The sequence below is a fragment of the Psychrobacillus faecigallinarum genome (genome assembly GCF_014836595.1).
In the GTDB taxonomy this organism is placed as follows: Bacteria; Bacillota; Bacilli; order Bacillales_A; family Planococcaceae; genus Psychrobacillus; species Psychrobacillus faecigallinarum.
This window is the reverse complement of record NZ_JACSQO010000009.1, coordinates 1-20,126: the sequence shown is the minus strand read 5'-3', so window position 1 is coordinate 20,126 and position 20,126 is coordinate 1. Positions and strand designations below refer to the sequence as shown.

The 20,126-nt window shown below is 37.6% G+C and carries 19 protein-coding genes, 12 tRNA genes and 1 other annotated feature; of the genes, 6 read left to right on the top strand and 25 right to left on the bottom strand.

Features of this window, described 5'->3' with window-relative positions:
- Positions 1 to 16: 16 nt before the first annotated feature.
- The 3 genes from H9650_RS15515 (at position 17) to H9650_RS15505 (ending at position 3,931) form a co-directional block, all read left to right on the top strand.
- Positions 17 to 865 (top strand): RluA family pseudouridine synthase, encoded by an 849-nt coding sequence (locus H9650_RS15515; protein ID WP_225216118.1) that lies wholly within the window; start codon positions 17 to 19, stop codon positions 863 to 865.
- Between the two features lie 330 nt (positions 866 to 1,195).
- A complete protein-coding gene (gene guaD, locus H9650_RS15510; protein WP_191697582.1) occupies positions 1,196 to 2,563 on the top strand; it encodes a guanine deaminase in 1,368 nt (455 codons plus the stop codon).
- 30 nt (positions 2,564 to 2,593) lie between these two features.
- Positions 2,594 to 3,931 (top strand): uracil-xanthine permease family protein, encoded by a 1,338-nt coding sequence (locus H9650_RS15505; protein ID WP_191697581.1) that lies wholly within the window; start codon positions 2,594 to 2,596, stop codon positions 3,929 to 3,931.
- A gap of 203 nt (positions 3,932 to 4,134) precedes the next feature.
- Here the strand turns inward: H9650_RS15505 and H9650_RS15500 are convergent, their stop codons facing one another.
- The 7 genes from H9650_RS15500 to queG all read right to left on the bottom strand — a co-directional run bounded on the left by H9650_RS15500 (position 4,135) and on the right by queG (position 9,443).
- Positions 4,135 to 4,545, bottom strand: coding sequence for a hypothetical protein (locus H9650_RS15500; RefSeq protein ID WP_191697580.1), 411 nt, complete (start codon positions 4,543 to 4,545; stop codon positions 4,135 to 4,137).
- Positions 4,546 to 4,627: 82 nt separating this feature from the next.
- Positions 4,628 to 4,945: a putative quinol monooxygenase gene (locus H9650_RS15495; RefSeq protein WP_151112977.1), complete on the bottom strand. Its 318-nt coding sequence runs from the start codon at positions 4,943 to 4,945 to the stop codon at positions 4,628 to 4,630.
- Between the two features lie 80 nt (positions 4,946 to 5,025).
- The gene (locus H9650_RS15490) at positions 5,026 to 5,730 is read right to left on the bottom strand and encodes a DUF2711 family protein (RefSeq protein ID WP_191697579.1); all 705 of its coding nucleotides are present in this window, start codon (positions 5,728 to 5,730) and stop codon (positions 5,026 to 5,028) included.
- A gap of 388 nt (positions 5,731 to 6,118) precedes the next feature.
- Positions 6,119 to 6,952 carry an aldo/keto reductase gene (locus H9650_RS15485; protein ID WP_151112973.1) on the bottom strand — a complete coding sequence of 278 codons (834 nt, stop codon included), beginning with the start codon at positions 6,950 to 6,952 and terminating at the stop codon, positions 6,119 to 6,121.
- A 374-nt stretch (positions 6,953 to 7,326) separates the two neighbouring features.
- Positions 7,327 to 7,509 carry a hypothetical protein gene (locus tag H9650_RS15480; protein WP_144541921.1) on the bottom strand — a complete coding sequence of 61 codons (183 nt, stop codon included), beginning with the start codon at positions 7,507 to 7,509 and terminating at the stop codon, positions 7,327 to 7,329.
- 308 nt (positions 7,510 to 7,817) lie between these two features.
- Positions 7,818 to 8,291, bottom strand: coding sequence for a tRNA (uridine(34)/cytosine(34)/5-carboxymethylaminomethyluridine(34)-2'-O)-methyltransferase TrmL (gene trmL, locus H9650_RS15475; protein WP_144541919.1), 474 nt, complete (start codon positions 8,289 to 8,291; stop codon positions 7,818 to 7,820).
- 12 nt (positions 8,292 to 8,303) lie between these two features.
- The gene (gene queG, locus H9650_RS15470; RefSeq protein ID WP_191697578.1) at positions 8,304 to 9,443 is read right to left on the bottom strand and encodes a tRNA epoxyqueuosine(34) reductase QueG; all 1,140 of its coding nucleotides are present in this window, start codon (positions 9,441 to 9,443) and stop codon (positions 8,304 to 8,306) included.
- A gap of 57 nt (positions 9,444 to 9,500) precedes the next feature.
- Between queG and H9650_RS15465 the strand changes: the two genes are divergently transcribed.
- A complete protein-coding gene (locus tag H9650_RS15465) occupies positions 9,501 to 10,190 on the top strand; it encodes a B3/B4 domain-containing protein (protein WP_151112969.1) in 690 nt (229 codons plus the stop codon).
- A 4-nt stretch (positions 10,191 to 10,194) separates the two neighbouring features.
- Entirely contained in the window at positions 10,195 to 10,713 is a 519-nt protein-coding gene (locus tag H9650_RS15460; RefSeq protein ID WP_151112967.1) for a hypothetical protein, read from the top strand.
- 221 nt (positions 10,714 to 10,934) lie between these two features.
- On the opposite strand, the gene H9650_RS15455 is transcribed toward H9650_RS15460, so the two are convergent.
- The 3 genes from H9650_RS15455 to proS all read right to left on the bottom strand — a co-directional run bounded on the left by H9650_RS15455 (position 10,935) and on the right by proS (position 14,308).
- Positions 10,935 to 12,248 (bottom strand): hypothetical protein, encoded by a 1,314-nt coding sequence (locus tag H9650_RS15455; protein ID WP_191697577.1) that lies wholly within the window; start codon positions 12,246 to 12,248, stop codon positions 10,935 to 10,937.
- Positions 12,229 to 12,744: an RNA polymerase sigma factor gene (locus H9650_RS15450; RefSeq protein ID WP_151112963.1), complete on the bottom strand. Its 516-nt coding sequence runs from the start codon at positions 12,742 to 12,744 to the stop codon at positions 12,229 to 12,231. Before H9650_RS15450 ends, H9650_RS15455 begins: the two co-directional genes overlap by 20 nt.
- A gap of 124 nt (positions 12,745 to 12,868) precedes the next feature.
- Positions 12,869 to 14,308 (bottom strand): proline--tRNA ligase, encoded by a 1,440-nt coding sequence (gene proS, locus H9650_RS15445; protein WP_191697576.1) that lies wholly within the window; start codon positions 14,306 to 14,308, stop codon positions 12,869 to 12,871.
- Between the two features lie 44 nt (positions 14,309 to 14,352).
- Positions 14,353 to 14,569: a binding site (T-box leader), on the bottom strand.
- A gap of 134 nt (positions 14,570 to 14,703) precedes the next feature.
- Between proS and H9650_RS15440 the strand changes: the two genes are divergently transcribed.
- Positions 14,704 to 15,780, top strand: coding sequence for a threonine aldolase family protein (locus H9650_RS15440; protein WP_191697575.1), 1,077 nt, complete (start codon positions 14,704 to 14,706; stop codon positions 15,778 to 15,780).
- A 34-nt stretch (positions 15,781 to 15,814) separates the two neighbouring features.
- Here the strand turns inward: H9650_RS15440 and H9650_RS20695 are convergent, their stop codons facing one another.
- The 15 genes from H9650_RS20695 to H9650_RS15370 form a co-directional block, all read right to left on the bottom strand.
- Positions 15,815 to 15,949 carry a hypothetical protein gene (locus tag H9650_RS20695; protein WP_263619340.1) on the bottom strand — a complete coding sequence of 45 codons (135 nt, stop codon included), beginning with the start codon at positions 15,947 to 15,949 and terminating at the stop codon, positions 15,815 to 15,817.
- 171 nt (positions 15,950 to 16,120) lie between these two features.
- Entirely contained in the window at positions 16,121 to 17,686 is a 1,566-nt protein-coding gene (locus H9650_RS15435; RefSeq protein WP_191697574.1) for an alkaline phosphatase family protein, read from the bottom strand.
- Positions 17,687 to 17,886: 200 nt separating this feature from the next.
- Positions 17,887 to 18,357 (bottom strand): potassium channel family protein, encoded by a 471-nt coding sequence (locus H9650_RS15430; RefSeq protein ID WP_144541901.1) that lies wholly within the window; start codon positions 18,355 to 18,357, stop codon positions 17,887 to 17,889.
- Between the two features lie 479 nt (positions 18,358 to 18,836).
- A tRNA-Leu gene (locus H9650_RS15425) sits at positions 18,837 to 18,918 on the bottom strand.
- Between the two features lie 31 nt (positions 18,919 to 18,949).
- Positions 18,950 to 19,023, bottom strand: a tRNA-Cys gene (locus H9650_RS15420).
- A gap of 6 nt (positions 19,024 to 19,029) precedes the next feature.
- Positions 19,030 to 19,104 (bottom strand) — tRNA-Gly (locus H9650_RS15415).
- 6 nt (positions 19,105 to 19,110) lie between these two features.
- A tRNA-Gln gene (locus tag H9650_RS15410) sits at positions 19,111 to 19,182 on the bottom strand.
- A 1-nt stretch (position 19,183) separates the two neighbouring features.
- Positions 19,184 to 19,259, bottom strand: a tRNA-His gene (locus H9650_RS15405).
- A gap of 35 nt (positions 19,260 to 19,294) precedes the next feature.
- Positions 19,295 to 19,370 (bottom strand) — tRNA-His (locus H9650_RS15400).
- A gap of 25 nt (positions 19,371 to 19,395) precedes the next feature.
- Positions 19,396 to 19,469: transfer RNA gene (locus tag H9650_RS15395), tRNA-Trp, on the bottom strand.
- A 9-nt stretch (positions 19,470 to 19,478) separates the two neighbouring features.
- Positions 19,479 to 19,562 (bottom strand) — tRNA-Tyr (locus H9650_RS15390).
- A 9-nt stretch (positions 19,563 to 19,571) separates the two neighbouring features.
- A tRNA-Thr gene (locus H9650_RS15385) sits at positions 19,572 to 19,647 on the bottom strand.
- Positions 19,648 to 19,651: 4 nt separating this feature from the next.
- Positions 19,652 to 19,727: transfer RNA gene (locus tag H9650_RS15380), tRNA-Phe, on the bottom strand.
- A 22-nt stretch (positions 19,728 to 19,749) separates the two neighbouring features.
- Positions 19,750 to 19,825 (bottom strand) — tRNA-Asp (locus tag H9650_RS15375).
- 3 nt (positions 19,826 to 19,828) lie between these two features.
- Positions 19,829 to 19,905: transfer RNA gene (locus H9650_RS15370), tRNA-Met, on the bottom strand.
- Between the last annotated feature and the right edge of the window lie 221 nt (positions 19,906 to 20,126).

The following is a 20,126-nucleotide window of genomic DNA, read 5'->3' as shown; positions in this document are numbered from 1 at the left end:
TTAAAGGAGAGAGATTATGCAACATATACTTACTTATACAGTACAAGAGGACGGCTTGACTATTGATCAGCTTCTTCAAACTAAATGGAAACTCGGTAAGAAGCTTATTCACGAGTTACGCATGCAAAAAGCAGTAACCGATCAAGATGGGGAACTCTTACAATGGAAATTACCTCAACAGAAGGGAAATGTTTTAAATTTCAAATGGGAAGCAGAATCCTCTAAATATCTCCCATCCGATCAAATACCATTATATGTAGCATATGAGGACGACTATATATTAATCGTTTCAAAGCCACGAGGGGTTGCAACACATCCAAATGAACAAGGACAAAATCATACTTTGATGAATACTGTTAGCCACTATTTACAAAGCAAGGGACATCAATATGGTGAGCATGTTCATCGAATTGATGAAGGTACAAAAGGATTGGTAGTAGTTGCAAAAAATCCAATCGTTAAAGGGATGCTAGATCGAATGATCGAACAAAAGGAAATTGTACGTACTTATGAAGCGATTGTGGAAGGACAGATGAAGAGCAATCATGGAACGATTCGTGCAGCAATAGGCACTGATCGTCATCATCCTACTAGAAGACGTGTATCTCCTTCTGGACAATTAGCCATCACTCACTATGAAGTAGTAGGTAGAGATGAACAATTTACAAAGGTTCATGCTATTTTAGAGACGGGTCGCACTCATCAAATTCGTGTACATTTAGCCCATCTAGGACATCCAATTGTCGGTGATGATTTATATGGAGCAAAAAAATCACCTACCAAAACGTATGAATTACATGCATTCAAAGTACAGTTCAAGCATCCTATTACAGGACAAATGATTATTGCTGAGGATAAACGCTAAAAGATTATCCTCTTATATACTAACTATCATACAAAAACATCCAATTGAAATAATTGGGTGTTTTTTTAGTTAAGAAAAATATAGTTGAATAACTTCATATTTCCTTATTCATCTTTATAAACGAACAAGATCTTTACACTTTCACTGATTAAAGTTTAATTGATTTCCTCTTTTTGGATTATCTATCTCATTTTCCAACAGAATCGCCGTCTATCTGCTCACAAAAGAAAAACCCCAATAGCCATCGTTCGGTTTGTGTAGACATTTACTTAATACCCTAATATAATATGATTATAAAAATTAAAAAACACGAACATTAAGGTGGTTTATATGTTAAATTATTCGATGGTTTTCCAAGGTACAGCTTTTACTAGCAGCACACCAAAGGAAGTAAAAATTCTTAAAGACAATCTGTTTTGTATAAATGGAGAAGGGTTAATTGAACGGATAGTATCTCCTGCAAATCCTGAATATCAAGCCATATTAGATACTTATCTACATAAAGAAAATTTTCATCGTCTAGAAGAAGGACAATATATTCTACCTGGGTTTGTTGATCTTCATGTTCATGCTCCACAATGGGCACAGGCAGGAACTGCATTAGACCTCCCTTTATATGATTGGTTAAACAGCTATACGTTTCCGATCGAATCCAAGTTTGCAGATTTGAATTTTGCTAAAAATGTGTATGAGGAAGTGGTACATACCTTATTAGCGAACGGTACAACAACCGCTTTATATTTCGCTACAGTACACAAGGAAGCAAGTATTTTATTGGCAGAAATTTGTGCTCAAAAAGGACAGCGTGGCTTAGTTGGAAAAGTTGTCATGGACAATCCAGATCAGACTCCTAATTATTATCGTGATGTTAATACCCTAACTGCCCTAACAGATACAGAGGAATTTATCATAGCCGTTAAGGAGTTAGGAGAGAAAACAAAACAAGGAGTGTATCCAGTCGTGACGCCTCGTTTTATACCAAGCTGTACAAATGAAGCTTTAAAGGGCTTAGGAGAATTAGCAGTAAAATATGATACTCATATTCAATCGCATTGCAGTGAAAGTGACTGGGAGCATGGCTATGTTCAGGATCGTTTTCAAAAAAATGACGCATATGCCTTACGTGATTTTGGTCTTTTAACCGAGAAATCGGTTGTGGCACATTGTAATTTTCTTGATGATGCTGATGCTGATCTTTTTGCACAAACTGGTACCGCGGTAGCACATTGCCCTGTATCCAATGCCTATTTTGCAAACAGTGTTATACCTATAGCACATCTACATTCTAAGAAAGTAGAAATTGGATTGGGCTCTGATATTTCGGGAGGCTTTTCTCCTAGCCTATTCGATAATGCTCGTCAGGCAGTAATTTCTTCTAGAATGCTAGAGGATGGAGTGGACAAAAACCTTCCGTCAACAAAACGTGGTGTTCCAAACTCACGTATTACTATTAATGAAGCATTTTACCTTGCCACGGCCGGAGGTGGCGAAAGCTTAAGTCTTCCAATAGGGCGTATTCAAGAAAAATATACATGGGATATTCAAATTATAGATACAAAGCTTCCGACAGCAAAGCTTCCTCTATTTGAAGAAAAAGAGAGTCTAGAAGATATCTTCCAAAAAATAATGTACCTTGTCCGTCCAGAAAACATTCAAGAAGTATGGGTACAAGGCGAAAAGGTACATTCTCGAAAATAGTAATCTCAAAAATATTTGGAGGGTTTTCCAGTGAATTTAAAAGAAGACAATAACGCACAACGACTAACCGTATTACCTGATGAAAAAGTATCTTTTGGACAATCTACATTACTAGGATTACAGCATGTGTTGGCAATGGATATTTATGTAGTTCCATTCCTTGTTGCATTATTAATCGGATTATCCTCTGACCAGTCAACTGCTTTAATCCAATCTACCTTTATAGCAGCAGGAATTGCGACCATTATCCAAACATCTTTTTGTATGAAGCTACCAATCGCTCAAGGGCCTTCTTATGTTCCTCTAGGAGCCATCGTTGGGATTTACGCAGCGAGTGGTAGTGGTTCACTTGGATGGAGCTCTGTTTTAGGGGCAAGTTTAATCGGTGCTGCATTAGTTATACTTTTAGGCTTTACAGGGCTATTCAACAAAATTGTGAAGATATTCATTCCTCCATTAGTAGGTGGTACGATCATATTCGTTGTCGGTCTTTCCCTTATGCCCGTAGCGATTAATGATAATATATACAACGGGGCTGGAGCTACCGTCAATCAAAATGTCTTTTTGGCAATTATTACGGCATCTGTTTTAATCCTTTGCGTTATGCTTAGCTCATTATTACAAAATAAGGGAAGGATTTTTAAAATCACTTCCGTTATTATTGCATTAGCAGTTGGATGCTTGGCAGCAAATGCTATGGGCGTTTTGGATTTGTCAGCTGTTAGCCAAGCCAGCTGGTTTAGCTTACCGCAAATACCTTTTGTAGATTTCGGTTTTTCCTTCAACCTTTCTGCTATTATAACAATGATTATTATATATATTGTATTGATGGCTGAAACTACTGGAACATGGTTTGCTATCAGTAATGTAATCGATGAGCCCTTAACAGATAACCAAATAAACAAAGGTGTTATCGGAGAAGGTCTTGGCTGTTTCGTAGCATCCTTGTTAGGTTCTACACCAGTAACTGGTTATTCAACAAATGCAGGCGTCATTTCTATCACTGGAATTGCAAGTCGTCGAGTATTTGTTGCTGTAGGTTTTTGGTTCGTTTTATTTGGATTTTCTAGCAAGCTCGCTGCTTTAATAGCATCTATTCCTTCTGCAGTAATTGGTGGCGTGTTTATAATTATATGTGGAATTATTGCTATAAATGGTTTACAGGTAATACGCAATATTTCTTTTGGTGAAAAAGAAATGTATGTAGTTGCCATCCCAATGATTGTGACTTTAGCTTTAACACTTATTCCTGATGAATTTCTATATTCATTACCCTCTACTATGCAATACATGTTCAGTTCTCCAATTGCAGTTGCATCACTTCTTGCAATTATATTGAATAAAATATTACCTAGTGGAAAACAATAAGAGGAACCGCTTAGTATAACAGATGCTTTCCCTTCATTTACATAAGATTTTTCCCAATGTAATAGTAGCAAAAAAATGGTCATTACTGATATTCCCCTCAGTAATGACCATTTTTTATATACATTTAAAATTGTCTAGTTCTGATCCTGTGCGCTAATTTTGATTGATTCATCAAAGCTTTGCATAACAATGATAATACGATTTTAATCTATTTCTATAATTATTGGTTCATATACTGAAATTATATTTACTATATGTTCAATACAATGTAATGAGTAATGTACAAGTGTACCATTTGGAAAATACGAATTAACTTTTGGAAGAGAGCTTAATAAATTTGACCTTTTATAAATTACGAAGGAATCACCTTGAAATTCCTCCTTATTATTCCAACGTGTATAGTCATCGTAGATAACGGAATACGTTATATAGTTTTTAAAATCAATTTGTAACCTCGTCACCTTGCTATCTGGGTGGGGATAAATAAGTAAGTCTGTTGGATTCTTACTTTGATTTACTATTATTCTAAGCTGAACTTCATCTTTTCGAGGTTCGGAAATACTCTCAAAAGAAATATGATATCCTTCTTCTTTCGTCAGCTCATCAAATGACATTTGGCACCCCTCATTTCTGTTAAAGCTTGTTAAGTTCCAAAGTAATGCTGTCCTTTGTTACTAAAGATAGCACCGTGGTCTATTAGAAATTCGATAAAATACCTTTCCCACCCTTTGTTTCTAAGGTGCGGATTCTTTCCATTCCAGTAATAAATGGTTTTGCACGTTTTATTAATTCTTGAGTAGCTTCATGAGTAAGAGAAGCTTGATGGGCATTTTCATTGCTCCACACTTCATAAACATAAACAGAGTTTAGTTCACTTTCAGAAATGTTTATTAGATATATCTCACATTCATCCAGATTTTTCATTGATTCTGCTGCTTCTAACAAAATATCTACCATTGCGTCTCGTTCGCCTTCTTGTACTATAAACTTAATAAACAAACTAAATTTACTCATATTTTCCTCCTCTATTATGTCACCTGGTAATTATTTCTACATTGAGAGATAATTATCCTACCTTCTATAAAGAATGTTTGTTAGCATTGATATAAACTCCAGTATATTTTAGTGCGTTCACCACAATAAAAGCCTTCCAGATTACAAGATTTAACTATTTTATTTACTGTATTTTTATCTGAGCACAACATGGAGAAATGACTATCCCAATGGGTGGTTAACAGTATACTATGATCATGAGTAAAGAGGTTTATTGGATGGTTAGGAAATGCGTTACAATCTCCAACTAAATCATCAATATATTCTAATTTTCGCTCTGTACCTAATTCATCACCATACCAAATCCATTCATGTCCTTCTTTTTTTATACTCTCAAGTAAACCTGTTATTAACAGTACTGGAAAACATCCCTCCGAGGGAGCAATAATCTCTTCATTTTTACATACATCTAGAATTGTCTTAGCTACATCTTCATTTGCAACATTCTTATTTAGCCCTGAAATACTAGTTCTTAGTCCAATATCCAATTGTTTATAGTTTTCAATCTTAGATATTTTTAAAAACTGTTTCCAAGTAAGCATCTCACAATGTTTTATAATGTCATTTATCATTGGATATGTATCTGGCTCAAAGAGTTCATAAGTAATCGTTTTTGGTTGAATAAAAGGATGAAAAAAGAGAAAAACTTCCTCAAATACTCCTTTGTAATATTCCTTAATTGGAATACCTTCTGTCGAACAAACAGCATATCTATCCGGTTTAGGTAAAATCCTCTCTTTTGTCATTAGTAATCCCTCCTTGAAGAAACATCATACCTTCTAACATAATTTTTAGAAAAGATTATTATTCCCTTCTTATTTCAGTTGTTTCTTAAATAGTTCTTTACCAACTTTAAACGAACCCTCTTTGTTGATTGTAGCGGCAGACGGCGACTCCGTTGGGATGTGTGAGACAGATAAGACATCACAACATGTGTGAAAGCGTAAATCAATTTCAATTTTTTTGTATAAAGTATCGCCTTATGGGAAATATTAAGATAAACCCCCTTTATTGACGCTGTTTTCCCTTTTATAACTTCCTATACTTTCTCTCAGGGAAAATTCTTACAATCAAATAATAACAGCGCATAAAAAAGGTCATTACTGATATCCCCTCAGTAATGACCTTTTTGTATTATTTAAAGCTAAAATTGTCTGGGTCTGCTCCAGTACGCTCATTTAGATTGAGTGCATCAATGTTTTTCATATCCTCAAACGATAATTCAAAATCAAAGACATCAAAATTTTCGTGTATTCTTTCAGGCGTTACAGACTTTGGAATAACAATTAAATCATGCTGTAAATGCCAACGGATAATTACCTGAGCGGTAGACTTTCCGTACTTATCACTTATTCGAGACAGAGTTGGTTCCCCAAGTAATCCACCTCTTGCAAGTGGGGACCAAGAGGTAACTGCAATACCTTGAGAAGCACAATATTCTCGTAAATCATACTGCGTCAAACGAGGGTGACACTCAATTTGATTGACCATAGGCTTAATATTAGCCTTAGCTGCTATAGCTTCAAGGTGATGCTGGTTATGATTAGACACTCCTGTTGCTCGAATAAGTTTTTCCTCGTACAAACGCTCGATGGCACGATATGTATCTACAAAACTGTCAGCAACTGGCCAATGTGTTAAATATAAATCTACATAATCCATTCCTAATAGCTTCAATGACTTTTCAAAAGCTCTTAAAGTTTGGTCATAGCCCTGATCTGTATTCCAAACCTTAGTAGTAACAAATATTTCATTACGTGAAATTCCAGAAGCTCGTACTGCCTCTCCAACCTCATTTTCATTTGCGTAGAGAGAAGCCGTATCAACATGACGGTAACCAGATTCCAAAGCATAGGTAATAGCTTTTAGAGCAACTTCTGGCTCTGTCATTTTATATACTCCTAATCCAATACGTGGCATCTCCACTCCATTAGCCAGTCTCTTTGTTGAATTCTCTAGTAATTCCATTTACATCATCCTTCCCTTTTTATGTAGAAAAGCGCAATCGCCTATATTTGCCCCGACAGGCAAATGGGAAAATGCGAGGAGGCAGCTCCTCAGCCACCGCAGTATTTTCCTATTTGACCCCGAGGGGCAAGGCGATGGAGCTAGACAATAAGAAAAGCGCAATCGCCTATATCTGCCCCGACAGGCAAATGGGAAAATGCGAGGAGGCAGCTTCTCAGCCACCGCAGTATTTTCCTATTTGACCCCGAGGGGCAAGGCGATGGAGCTAGACAATTAGAAAAGCGCAAGTGCCTATGTTTGCCCCGACAAGCAAATGGGGACATGCGAGGAGGCAGCTTTACAGCTTTAACTTTCAAGAAAAAACGACTGAAGAATCAGTCGTCTTTCCTCTTCTTCATAATTGTAGCACTGTCGGACTGTGCAGGGTCTGATACACGATTATCTTCTTCTAGCTCTTGGTTATCTCTCATTCGTTCCATTTGTTTACCTAATGTTTTTACTTCGTCCATGTTTGTTGCCATTGAACCGTTCTCTGGACCATTTTTCAAATTATCCATTTAAAAAATCACTCCTTTTTATCTATCCTAGTAGAATCACACGTTACATGCAACTTTAACATGAAATAATTCGGACATAATTTCGTATTATTGTTTCGTTTCATTTTTTCAAGAATTAGGTTATACTAATGATTAGAATATATATAGGAGGCGCTTAAGTATGAAACTAATCCTTATTCTTGGCGTTTGTATTACGTTTCTTTCTGCAATTTTCACTGCAGGATACGACGACAAACCAGGTGCATCTGAAAAATAATTAATATTCAACATAAAAACGGACGAGTCTTTATAAGACTTCGTCCGTTTTTTTAATGTAAGTTTGGATAATCCTGTTGGCGCAATGCTTCGTATATAAGAATTGCTGCAGTGTTCGATAAGTTCAAGGATCGAATATTATCATTCATAGGAATTCGAAGGGCGCGATCTGGATGTGCGTCAATGAAGTCACGAGGAAGTCCCTTCGTTTCACGTCCAAATATAAAGAAATGTTCTTTATCTGAATCGCTAAAGTCAAACGTAGTATGCGGCTTCGCACCAAACTTAGTGATTAAATAATATTCACCTTCAGGATGTGCTGCGAAAAACTCTTCTAACCCATCATAATAAGTAATATCTACATGCTCCCAATAATCAAGTCCTGCACGCTTTAACATTTTATCGTCTGTAGAAAAACCTAATGGACGAATAAGGTGTAGCTTAGCTCCTGTTCCTGCGCAGGTTCTAGCAATATTACCTGTATTGGCAGGAATTTCTGGTTGATATAATACAACATTAATACTCAATGTTTCCACTTCCTAATTTTGAATTGTGTAAAATGCAAGACCCTTACGAATCTCTTCTATTACCTGTTCTTCTTGTTCCTTTTTTTCGGCTTTCTTTAAGGCAATTAAGCCTTCCTCTGTATTAATCTTCCCTATTGCCCATGCTGCAGTCCCTCGAATTACTGGTCTTGCATCGTGAAGCATGAGTTCTATAAGAGTGGGAACAGCTGCCTCTTCTTTAAAATGAGCCAATGCAATGATTGCGTTCCGCTGAATAGGATTCTTTCCTCTCCACGAACCAGACATATGCCCATACGTTTCTTTAAAGGTCCGATTTGACATGCTTAACAGTGGTAAAAGTAAAGGCTTCACTAACTCTGGATCAGGCGTGAAGGCCTCTTGGTGTAAATTAGCCTTGCCTTTGTTTTTTGGGCAAACCGTTTGACATGTATCACAGCCATAAATTCTATTTCCTATCTTTGCTCGAAACTCATCTGGAACCATCGTTTTTGTCTGAGTGATAAAGGCGATACATCGCTGTGCATTAAGCTGACCACCTTCTATTAAAGCTCCAGTAGGGCAAACGTCTAAACAAAGACTGCAGTCCCCACACTGATCCTCCATCTGTTCACTCGGTGCAAAGGGAATAGAGGAAATCATTTCACCCAAATAGACATAGGATCCAAACTCTGGTGTGATTATGGAACAGTTTTTTGCACTCCAGCCAATCCCGGAGCGTTCAGCAACAGCACGATCAGACAACTCACCAGTGTCGACCATAGAACGTAGTCTAGCATCTGGTATATGCGTTAAAATATATAATTCTAATTGAGCAAGCTTTTCTCTTAAAACTGTGTGGTAATCTATTCCCCAAGATGCTCTAGCAAATATTCCCCTTCTAGCTCCCTTTACACTTTGTGGAGCGTTCTTCATCTTAGATGGATAAGCAATTGCAATCGAAATAATACTTTGTGCTTCCTCCAATAAAAGCTCAGGGTGAGTTCTTTTATCAAGGTCAGGCTCTTCGAAGCCTGAAGCATATCCTAGCTCCTGCTGGCGAATCAATCTATTTTTCAACTCATGAAATGGAGAAACAGTGGTAAACCCAATTTTATCAATTCCAATGGTAGCAGCATATTCTATGAGGTTTTGTTGAAACTGGTTTATATTCACTAGAGTTCTCCTTTCTTTATGTTACAATGAAGAAAATATATACAAGGATGGTTTAAAATGTTTGTAAAATTAGATACAGCTCTATTACAAATAGAGCCTACTTTTAAAATCGGCCTTATTTATTATAACAAAATTATTGTATCCACTTCGCCACAAATGCTTAAGGGGCGTCTCCAATTATTTCAAGAACAATTATTCTTCGAACTAGAGGAAAAATCTGTTAATGATTTTGAAGGAATAAAGGAATGGCGAGCTCTTTGGAAAAAGCTTGGAGCGGACCCGAATCGTTATCGTCCTTCCATGGAAGCAATGTATAGAAGGATTGCAAAACAAAATTATATCACACCTATGCATTCTGCTGTAGATTTAAATAACTTCTTCTCCATGAGATATGAAATTCCATTAGGAATTTATGATCTGGATGAGGTTAAAGGGGATATCTTCCTCACAGTTGGCAATAAAGAAACAAGCTACCTTGGGCTGAATGGTAGAGAAAACAACTTAAGTGGGATTTTAACACTTCAAGATGAAGTTGAAGCATTTGGAAGTCCATTTGTCGATTCTAAGCGGACAGCTGTTACAGAACATACAACGAGTGCTTTACAGGTAGTCTTTCTAAGACCTTCTATGGGTCAAGAAGAGGCGGATAAATTATTAGAATCTATGGGTCAAATGTTTACCCAAGTTCATGGTGGAGAAGCCGCAAGCATTATTTTAGATAATAACCAAGTTGAATGGAGGATATAAATTTATGGCACATATACTTCTTGCAGAGGCAGTGAAGCTAAAGAGTATTTTATTGAAACGAGTTCAAGAATTGGAAATGGAAATCATGCGCGTTGGTTTCACTGTTATTGAAAAGGGGACTCTTCCTGCTCCTCCTATAAGAACTGTGGAAGCAATAGATTTAGAAATGAACGATATTCGCAATGATATCCGAAAGCTTGATAGACTTATTTACGAGGCAAACTTAAATAATACAATTACCTATAAAGAAGACCCTCTCACCATCGTAGAGGCAATTGAGCTTGCTACTCAGCTACGCGCACAGGCAAGAGTATATAAACAGTTAGGAAGCCATGAAAAACAAAGAATCCAGTTTGGAGGCTATGGCGAAGGAACTACTTATGTAGAGGTTGCCTTATATGAGCCAGAGGAATATCGAAAAAAAGCATTGGACTTTGAGAAGGACGCAAATAAATTATCTGGACTTATTAATGCCAAAAACTATTCTGTTACTATTGCCTTTGATGAAGAAAAATATGCTTAACATAAATCCTTGGTAAGGTGAGACTCCTTGCCAAGGCATAGCAGGAGGTCATTACAATTTAAATGATGGCAAACCAATGACCATTTACCATTTACTTTGTGACTAATGACTAATGACTAACCATTGCAATGGCAATCAACCCACAATTAATTAGTGTTTTACCCGACCTTCTGCTATGAAAAACGCTCCTCTCCATATTTGGAGGGAGCGTTTTTACTTGGTTAATTTTCAAATAGCTGTGTTTGTTCTCCGTCTATGACAAGGGACCATTCCCCTTTTTCTGGAATTGTAATATTTCCTTGATAATGATAAATTGTTCCTTGATTATCATAAGGGGCATTGGGATCTAGTTGAAATATACTTTCTTGCTCTATTATTCCTTTTGAATTCATCAGCTGTACCTCTATACTTTGTTCCTCACCACTGCGGTTTTCTATGATTAGTTCATGAGTCTTTCCAACTGGGATTTCTTTTGGTGCATCTAAAAGGATATAGTTTTCGGTTTTTGGTAAGGGCGGAAGAACCTCAATTCTAAATGCCTCGAACAAATTCTCCTCTACGTAAAAGGAAAGCTGCCATTCTCCCTCTCCCGTAAAAGCCGGGAAACTTGTTAAAATGTGAGCATCTTCACTATATAAACCAGCGCTTAATACTCCCTCTGATAATAGAAAAGTCTCTCCGTAAATGTTCATAGCCTCCACTTTATATTCCTTCCCTACTAACGATTCAGGATTACCCCAATAGTAGAGCATGAGTTTCGCAACTCGACGAGTGTCCTCTGCCACGAAATTCTCAGGACCAAGGATGCCAATTTTTCCATCCAGCCCTATTACGTTTTGATCTCGATCAGGTAAAGTAAAAGAAGTAGCTAATGGCGCTTCTACTTTAACCGTTTTTTGAGATTTATTATTTAGTTCATATATTTTCCCCTGATATTCCATAGTGAACTTGATTTCTTCGCTTGCCTCTAATAATTTTTGTATTTCCACTTCCGAATAATTTGCGTACAGTGATTCAAAAGCTACCGTATAATGGTATCCATCCTCGCTCGGGGTTGAACTATAGCTTACTGAATTTCCAATACCATATCCATCCTTTAAGAAGAGGTGTGGGTTAGCAGCTCGAAACTCTACAGAATTCCACACATCGATTGGTATAAGCTTCTTAGATTTCAAAAATACTTTTACTCTTACTCCATGCAATGTCTCCTTCGATGAATCCATTGTGACCTCCGAGCTTTTAATGCCGGCTATTTCGAGCTCAAAGCTTTTTAAAAAATTCTGTTCCTCCATTGAACCGAGACCTAACTTCAACTCTTGAGTTATCTCTGATTTATACATAGGACTTGCTAAATAAGCAACCATTAAAAGACAAGCTGCTGCTACAAATACAGATAGCGGTTTTAGAAATTTTAAACGATTTGGTTTTGCAGCACTGCGAATACTATGGATAACTTTTCTTTTATCCTCTTGAGTAAGAGAATGCTTCGGAAGGTTTCTAAGCTGTTCCTCTAAATCATCGTGTTCTCGCTTCATACTCAAATCCCTCCGTTTCTAGAATGCTCTTCAGTTTCTTGAGCGATCGATGATAAAGAACATTCACATGGTTTTCATTGGCCTCTAGTATTTCTCCTACTTGTTTAGAGGTCATTTCAAGTATTGCTTTTAAAATTATTACCTCTTTGTTTTTTGCTGGCAATCTATTAATTGCTATATAAAGTTCACGATTCATCTCACCAAGCAAAATAGTATGGTCTAGATTTTCTGTTTGTTTTTCATCTCGTAGTAAGTATTTTATCCGATTCCAAATATTATTTTTTCTAGCCCGATCAATGACGATATTTTTGGCAATCGTTATTAACCATGTTTTCGGATGTGACCCTTCTCTAAAATGGGCAATCTTTTTCATTCCACGAAGAAAAGTTTCCTGTACAAGATCCTGTACATCCATTGACCCTGTATAGTAAATGAGGAAACTGGTTACATCTCGCTCATATAACTCAAACCACTCCTCGATTAGCTGCCTTTCCAAGTGATCCCCCCTATCTCTCTACTATTTAATTAGACGATCTATTTTACTTAATCTTACAGGATTTTTGAAAATAAAAAAATCAGCCATTGAATAAACAATGACTGATTTGTACTTTCTTATTTGGTTAATAGGATCTTCCGAACCAAACTGTGTGTTTCGATTCTTTTCCACAGTTAATACAAGTTGATTTCTCAGCAGGTGGATTGAATGGAATATTGCGTGTTGTGAATTTCGTTTCTTCTTTTACATGCTCTTCACAAGCATCGTCTCCACACCATCCTGCAAGGATCCATCCTGGGATTTCTCCTTTTTCTGCAGAGTCGTCTAAATGTTGTTTTAGCTGATCCATGGAATCTACATGAGTATGAGAGTTTGCATCACGGAATGCACGTGCTTTTTCTAAAAGACGAGTTTGCATTGTATTTAGCTCTTCTTCTACGCGCTCAACGATGCCATTAATATCAATGGATTCTTTTTCATCTAAATCACGTGCCTTCATAAGCACTTGACTGTTTTCTAAATCACGTGGTCCTAGCTCAACACGAACTGGTACACCTTTTAGTTCCCACTCGTTAAATTTATATCCAGGTGATTGATCAGAGTCATCTAATCGAACACGGATACCTTTTGCTTTTAAAGCAGCAAAAATTTCATCTAATTTTTCAATAATTGCTGGGTTCTTTTTCCATGGTCCAACTGGTATTAATACAACTTGTGTCGGTGCAATACGTGGTGGCAATACAAGACCTTGCTCATCACCGTGAACCATAATCACAGAGCCGATTAATCGAGTAGATGTTCCCCAAGATGTTGTATGCACATGTTGGTGTTTGTTTTCTTTGTTCAAATATTTAATATCAAATGCTTCAGCAAATTTAGTCCCAAGATAATGAGATGTACCCGCTTGAACCGCTTTTCCATCCTTCATCATTGCCTCGATAGAAAACGTATCTACAGCCCCTGCAAAGCGCTCTGAAGGAGTTTTTTGTCCATCATATACTGGAATGGCCAATAGACCCTCCACTACCTCTTTATAAATATTTAGCATTTGCATTGTTTCTTGACGAGCTTCTTCTTCGTCCACATGAGCGGTATGACCCTCCTGCCATAAAAATTCAGAAGTGCGTATGAAAGGAAGTGTTTTCTTTTCCCAACGGAACACGTTAGCCCATTGGTTGATCAATACAGGTAGGTCACGGTAGCTCTTGATCCAATCAGAATACAAATGACCGATCATTGTTTCGGAAGTTGGACGAAGCGCTAAACGTTCCTCCAGCTTTTCGCCTGCTGCCTCAGTTACCCATGGAAGCTCTGGAGAAAAACCTTCAATATGATCCTTTTCCTTTTGGAAAAAAGATTCAGGGATTAGCATTGGAAAATACGCATTGCGGTGTCCCGTTTCTTTAAAGCGTTTGTTCATTTCTGCTTGGATATGCTCCCAGATTTCGTACCCGTCCGGTTTAAATGCGATACATCCACGCACTGGTGTGTAATCCATTAAATCAGCATTTTGGATTGTGTCAATATACCATTTAGTAAAATCGTTTTGTTGTTGATTAGTCATGATAATTCCCTCCTTAAAATATAAAAAGCACAAAGCTGTCCTTGGAAAAGGACGTCCTTGTGCTTGAATAGACGTGGTACCACCTTAGTTTAGCTTAAAATAATTTAAGCCCTCTAAACGTTTGGTAACGAAAACGAATCGGTTATGTTTGCATAACATCTCAGTGGTAGGTTTCAACAAGAAGCGGTGATATAGCTCTCAGCAATTGCTATATTTTCTGTCTCACAATTCTTATTTACTTGTTCACATCACAGATTATATATTATTAATAATATACCAAAATCAGAGCTTTAATACAATGCACTTCTTTTTAACCAAAAATTTAAACTATCAGAAGATAAAAAATACATTATACTTATCTTATAACAAAGTAAAAATACGTTGGGGGAAATTAAATGAACCATTTAAAAAATTCCTATGACAAGTGTACTTATCGATTAGCTGGTCATGGAAAACGAGACGTTTCTGTTTTACAAGATGCATTGAAGGACATTTCTGGAGAACAGCTAAGTGATATATATGGTGAGGGGCATATTATCGAAGATTTCCAAAATAAAATGGCTAAATTACTAGGCAAAGGCACAGCTGCGTTTTTCCCTAGCGGTACAATGGCCCAACAAATCGCCTTACGCATATGGTGCGATGAGAAAAAATTAAATAAGGTTGCATATCATCCCTTATCCCATTTAGAAATTCATGAAATGGATGGATTAAAGGAAATACACCATATCAAGACTATTTTATTAGCTGACAAAGATAGAGTCATAGAGTTAGATGATGTGGTAAACCTTGAAGAGGACATTGCCTGTCTTTTATTGGAACTACCCCAAAGAGAAATCGGTGGCCAACTTCCTAGTTTTGAAACATTAAAACAGATTTCCGCTTATTGTCGTGAAAAGTCTATTATGCTTCATTTGGACGGTGCACGTCTTCTAGAAGTGTTGCCTTTTTACAAAAAAACTGCAGCTGAAGTTTGCGACCTTTTTAACAGTGTCTATATGTCCTTTTATAAAGGAATTGGCGGGATTGCAGGAGCAGTACTAGCCGGTGATAAGGATTTCATAGAGAAATCTAAAGTCTGGAGAAAACGTTATGGTGGAACGCTCATAAGCTTATATCCTTATATTCTATCAGCTGACTATTATTTTGATAAACGAGCAAATAATATGGAACAATATTATAATAGTGCAATGGAACTCGCAAAGCTATTTAATGACTGTAAGGATATTTATACAATTCCAGAGGTACCAGTTTCAAATATGTTTCATGTGCATTTTAAGCGTAACCAAGAAGAAATAGCAGCTATCTTGGCGAAAGTACAGTTAGCTAACCATATAGGGATTACAAGCTATCTAAGCAAGCAAGATGGGAATAGCTGTACTTTTGAACTTAGTATCGGAGACTCTTGCTTAGAAATCCTCAAGAATCTAATAGACAAATTATTCGATAGCTTAAGAGAAGAAATGAAATAATATAAAAAACTCTCAACGCTTAGTTGAGAGTTTTTTATTGTTGCTGTTGAAATTGCTCTGTTTTTAGTTCTTCATATATATGGTTTGCCTTACTTTCAGCTTCTGTTTTGGAAGTTGCATGTACCTCGATAATTTTTCCGTCAATAATAAAATTGTATGTTTTAATCATTTTAAATTCCTCACTTTCATGTTTATCGCGTCTAGGTATGTTATTCCCTATTTTAGAAAAATAAAACTTCCTAATTATGTTATTTCATATTTATACTCATATTAAGGTTGAATGACTACTACTGAAGAATTTGTATTTAAAAGAAGCATCAGAAAAAAAGTGGCTCCATACTTAAGAGCCACCCAACAATTCTATAACCCATTCCTTTACATCCACAAGACGATTAGAAGGGGGTCTTTCTGTCTCACCAACAATCACCAAGGGAACAACAGAATCTACCCGATGGAGTGACCCATGCGCTCCTCCACCTGCATGATCGTGACTATGTTTTTCAATAAATTCGTAAGATGGCTTTGCATCTACTATAATAACTTTGCCTTCTTGCGAGTGAAGCGCTCCGTGTAGTCTTGCTAACGCATCAGGATACGTGTGATAGAGTATAGTTCCATGCTCATCCGGTTTTATATCTAAAATAGACATATCCCCATCCAACTGCCACGACTGCTTATATTCATCAATATAAGGTCCGTTTGGTGAAAAGGTGAATTCTTTATCACTTGCGCTCACGACATGATTCGTTTGCTGATCACTCCATGCAATAAAACCAATTCGCTCATCCTTTTTGAGAATATCTACTACCTCAGTAAAAGGAATCTGTTCATCCTGCAAATAAATATAGGCCATTCGTTCATTGATTGCGATTGCCAACTGCACATTTTCTTTTCCACGTTCCCAGAATGTGTAACCCTTCAACAAGTCATTTAAATCGATTAAACCCATTTCCTTCTTTTCCTTAACTGATGATTGTCCACTATCACCAAGGACAATCCAGGTTACCTCTTGAATGGCCTCTTCCCAAGATCCAAAACTACCGAACATTTCCTGGATCGCTTGATCAGCCTTTTCAATCGCTGTACTATCAGTAGGACCGTTTTTGTGTATGGAAGCATCAGCATCCGGAAGATAAGCGAGCGTAAACGGAGGAAGCTTCTTTTGTTCAATTAAGTACGTCATCTCATTTACGGTAAAATCATTATTAACACCCATTCGTTTCCAGTTGTATTTATATTTGTCGTTCTCTGGATTATATTGAGATAAGGCACCGAGCGACAAAATCATTGGACCATTCACCTCTAGTTCTTTTGGCAATAAATCTGCAAAAGAAAGAAGCTTAGGGACATTTAATTTTTGGGGAATGCTTCCCCTATATAAGAGACCATTGATGGAAGCAGATTGCATTTTGGCGTTCGCAAGTTCTTCGTGAATCGTAAAAACATCTTTACTTAGATGCGATTCATTCAGGTGAATAACACTATCCGCTGCCACATGCTTTATCCCGTTATCCCACATTTCCCTTATACCACTCCCATAGCTAATCATACGATTCTCATCCTTTTTAAACCATATCAATCCTGGTAGTTTATGTCGGTCTGCATATGTTCCCGTCAACAAGGTGCTATCAATCGTAACTGACATAGTTGGATAAGAGCTAATAAACTCTGGATAAAAATCACCGTTCTTTGTTAAAAATGAGAAAGCAGGTGCCTTCCCCTCTTTCAGTGCCTCTTGTAGCGGCTCAGTCATTAATGAATCGACAACAATAAGAATCACCGGCTTTTTGGAGGCTGCTATCTTTACTTCATTAAGATTTTTTGTCGGAGACATAGAAATACTCAATACAAGGCCTCCGCATATAACAAGCAATAAAGCTAATATGATGAGTATTGTTTTCTTCACTGTAGTCACCTATCTTCCATTCGTAGCTTTAGTATGGTGATTTACAAATGAATACATGCTTGTTTAATGTTAAAAACTCATGTTTAGTCAGAAAGTATGTAAAAATATTAATCGACATCCATTTATATATATCAAACATAAAAAGAAAACACCTTCACCGGTTGATTTATCTTTATAAGAATCAAAATTGTTCATCCGCTTCAACTACCTTTTTCTCCATCACCGCCATTGCTTTGCTCACCTTCTTTTTCGTTTTTTGTGCTTTCCCCAGGGCTATCTTCCTTTTCACCCAAAGCTCTGATAAAAAATGCGGTTGGCAACAAAAGACCGATGGCTGCTTGTATAAGTGCAAAGAATCGCGCCTTTCCGACAGGTACCAAGTCCCCATAACCTACTGATAATATGGTGACTCCACTGAAATAGAGATAATCCCAAAAATTTTCTCCTCCATCTTTCCCCTCTTCAGTACTAACTCTTACTACATCCCCTTCCATGGACAATAAATAATAAAGAACAGCAAATCCAAAGGTAATGCCAAGCATAGTAAAAAATAGTTTTTGGAATAAAGTTGACTGAAAATAACTTTTCTTATACTTACGACCTGAAAAGAAATAGTATAAGTTTGTTACCATAAATAAAATCGTCAATCCCATTAGTATCGTGGAAAACATACATCTATCCCTCTCTTATCGTCTCTCTAGTTCATTCAGTTTTAGTTGTATGAATTCCTCAATAATGAATATAATTAATGTCGATATGACTATCTTGTCAATCGAATATAAAATATATACAAATTAATTAATATAGGAAACGGAATAGAGATGCATTCTCAATTCATGGATTAAGACATTTGCATGCTAGTGTACATATGTATAATAAAGTATTAATTTAGTAAGTAAGTGATCGTATAGGACATAAAGACATTGAAATGACTCTCAAGGGATTATTCTAATGAAATAAAAGAACTGAGGATAGAAGATGAGAAAGCTTGTGACGTCTGTGTAAAACATAAGTAAAAAAATTAAAATCAATGGAAACTATTAAAAAATAATCATGAATGAGAATATAAAAAAAGCTTACAAAAGCTGCGGTAACAGCATTCATAAGCTTTAGTCAAAATATCAAATTGTAAGTGATATTTCATAATAGATACCGGTGGTCGGGGTCGAACCGACACATCCGAAGATACGGGATTTTGAGTCCCGCGCGTCTGCCAATTCCGCCACACCGGCATAATGAAGGCAGTAAATACTTTTTAAAAATTGGAGGCGGCAACCGGATTTGAACCGGTGATAAAGGTGTTGCAGACCTGTGCCTTACCACTTGGCTATGCCGCCTTAATTTGGAGCGGAAGACGAGGTTCGAACTCGCGACCCCCACCTTGGCAAGGTGGTGTTCTACCACTGAACTACTTCCGCAAAAAACTGGGGTACCTGGATTCGAACCAGGGCATGACGGAATCAAAATCCGTTGCCTTACCGCTTGGCTATACCCCAATGGGGCGACCGATGGGAATTGAACCCACGAATGCCGGAATCACAATCCGGTGCGTTAACCACTTCGCCACGACCGCCACAGAATAAAAAAAAGAGCTAACTAAAAGGAATATGGGGCGACTGATGGGAATTGAACCCACGAATGCCGGAATCACAATCCGGTGCGTTAACCACTTCGCCACAACCGCCATTATTCAAAGTTAACTTATTATTTGGCAGGGGCAGTAGGAATCGAACCCACATCAAAGGTTTTGGAGACCTCTATTCTACCGTTAAACTATGCCCCTATTAAAAACTGGTGGAGGGGGACGGATTCGAACCGCCGAACCCTAAGGAGCGGATTTACAGTCCGCCGCGTTTAGCCACTTCGCTACCCCTCCACTGGTGAGTGGTGCCGGAAAGAGGACTTGAACCCCCAACCTACTGATTACAAGTCAGTTGCTCTACCAATTGAGCTATTCCGGCATAATGGTGGCTCAGGACGGAATCGAACCGCCGACACAAGGATTTTCAGTCCTTTGCTCTACCGACTGAGCTACTGAGCCACATATGTATTTTAAAGATAAATGGCGGTCCCGACCGGGATCGAACCGGCGATCTCCTGCGTGACAGGCAGGCATGTTAACCGCTACACCACGGGACCATTTGGTTGCGGGGACAGGATTTGAACCTGTGACCTTCGGGTTATGAGCCCGACGAGCTACCGAACTGCTCCACCCCGCGACAATAAGAAAGTGTTGAAATTTAAATCAACTACGCAATTAGTGAATTTTACGTCTTCCACGCTACGCTTGCGTCGACGTTAATCGCTTTCTTCGTGAAACGATTTGCTCCACCCCGCGACAATAATAAGTGTTGAAAATTTATAATGGTGGAGGATGACGGGCTCGAACCGCCGACCCTCTGCTTGTAAGGCAGATGCTCTCCCAGCTGAGCTAATCCTC

Excerpts from the sequence above, each read along its gene's own strand:
- H9650_RS15490 (WP_191697579.1), bottom strand. The coding sequence starts at position 5,730 with ATGACAAAAGAGAGGATTTTACCTAAACCGGATAGATATGCTGTTTGT.
- H9650_RS15495 (WP_151112977.1), bottom strand. The coding sequence starts at position 4,945 with ATGAGTAAATTTAGTTTGTTTATTAAGTTTATAGTACAAGAAGGCGAA.
- H9650_RS15480 (WP_144541921.1), bottom strand. The coding sequence starts at position 7,509 with ATGGATAATTTGAAAAATGGTCCAGAGAACGGTTCAATGGCAACAAAC.
- H9650_RS15460 (WP_151112967.1), top strand. The coding sequence starts at position 10,195 with ATGGCACATATACTTCTTGCAGAGGCAGTGAAGCTAAAGAGTATTTTA.
- H9650_RS15430 (WP_144541901.1), bottom strand. The coding sequence starts at position 18,357 with ATGTTTTCCACGATACTAATGGGATTGACGATTTTATTTATGGTAACA.
- H9650_RS20695 (WP_263619340.1), bottom strand. The coding sequence starts at position 15,949 with ATGATTAAAACATACAATTTTATTATTGACGGAAAAATTATCGAGGTA.
- guaD (WP_191697582.1), top strand. The coding sequence starts at position 1,196 with ATGTTAAATTATTCGATGGTTTTCCAAGGTACAGCTTTTACTAGCAGC.
- proS (WP_191697576.1), bottom strand. The coding sequence starts at position 14,308 with ATGACTAATCAACAACAAAACGATTTTACTAAATGGTATATTGACACA.
- H9650_RS15485 (WP_151112973.1), bottom strand. The coding sequence starts at position 6,952 with ATGGAATTACTAGAGAATTCAACAAAGAGACTGGCTAATGGAGTGGAG.
- H9650_RS15515 (WP_225216118.1), top strand. The coding sequence starts at position 17 with ATGCAACATATACTTACTTATACAGTACAAGAGGACGGCTTGACTATT.
- H9650_RS15465 (WP_151112969.1), top strand. The coding sequence starts at position 9,501 with ATGTTTGTAAAATTAGATACAGCTCTATTACAAATAGAGCCTACTTTT.
- H9650_RS15500 (WP_191697580.1), bottom strand. The coding sequence starts at position 4,545 with ATGTCATTTGATGAGCTGACGAAAGAAGAAGGATATCATATTTCTTTT.
- H9650_RS15455 (WP_191697577.1), bottom strand. The coding sequence starts at position 12,248 with ATGAAGCGAGAACACGATGATTTAGAGGAACAGCTTAGAAACCTTCCG.
- H9650_RS15440 (WP_191697575.1), top strand. The coding sequence starts at position 14,704 with ATGAACCATTTAAAAAATTCCTATGACAAGTGTACTTATCGATTAGCT.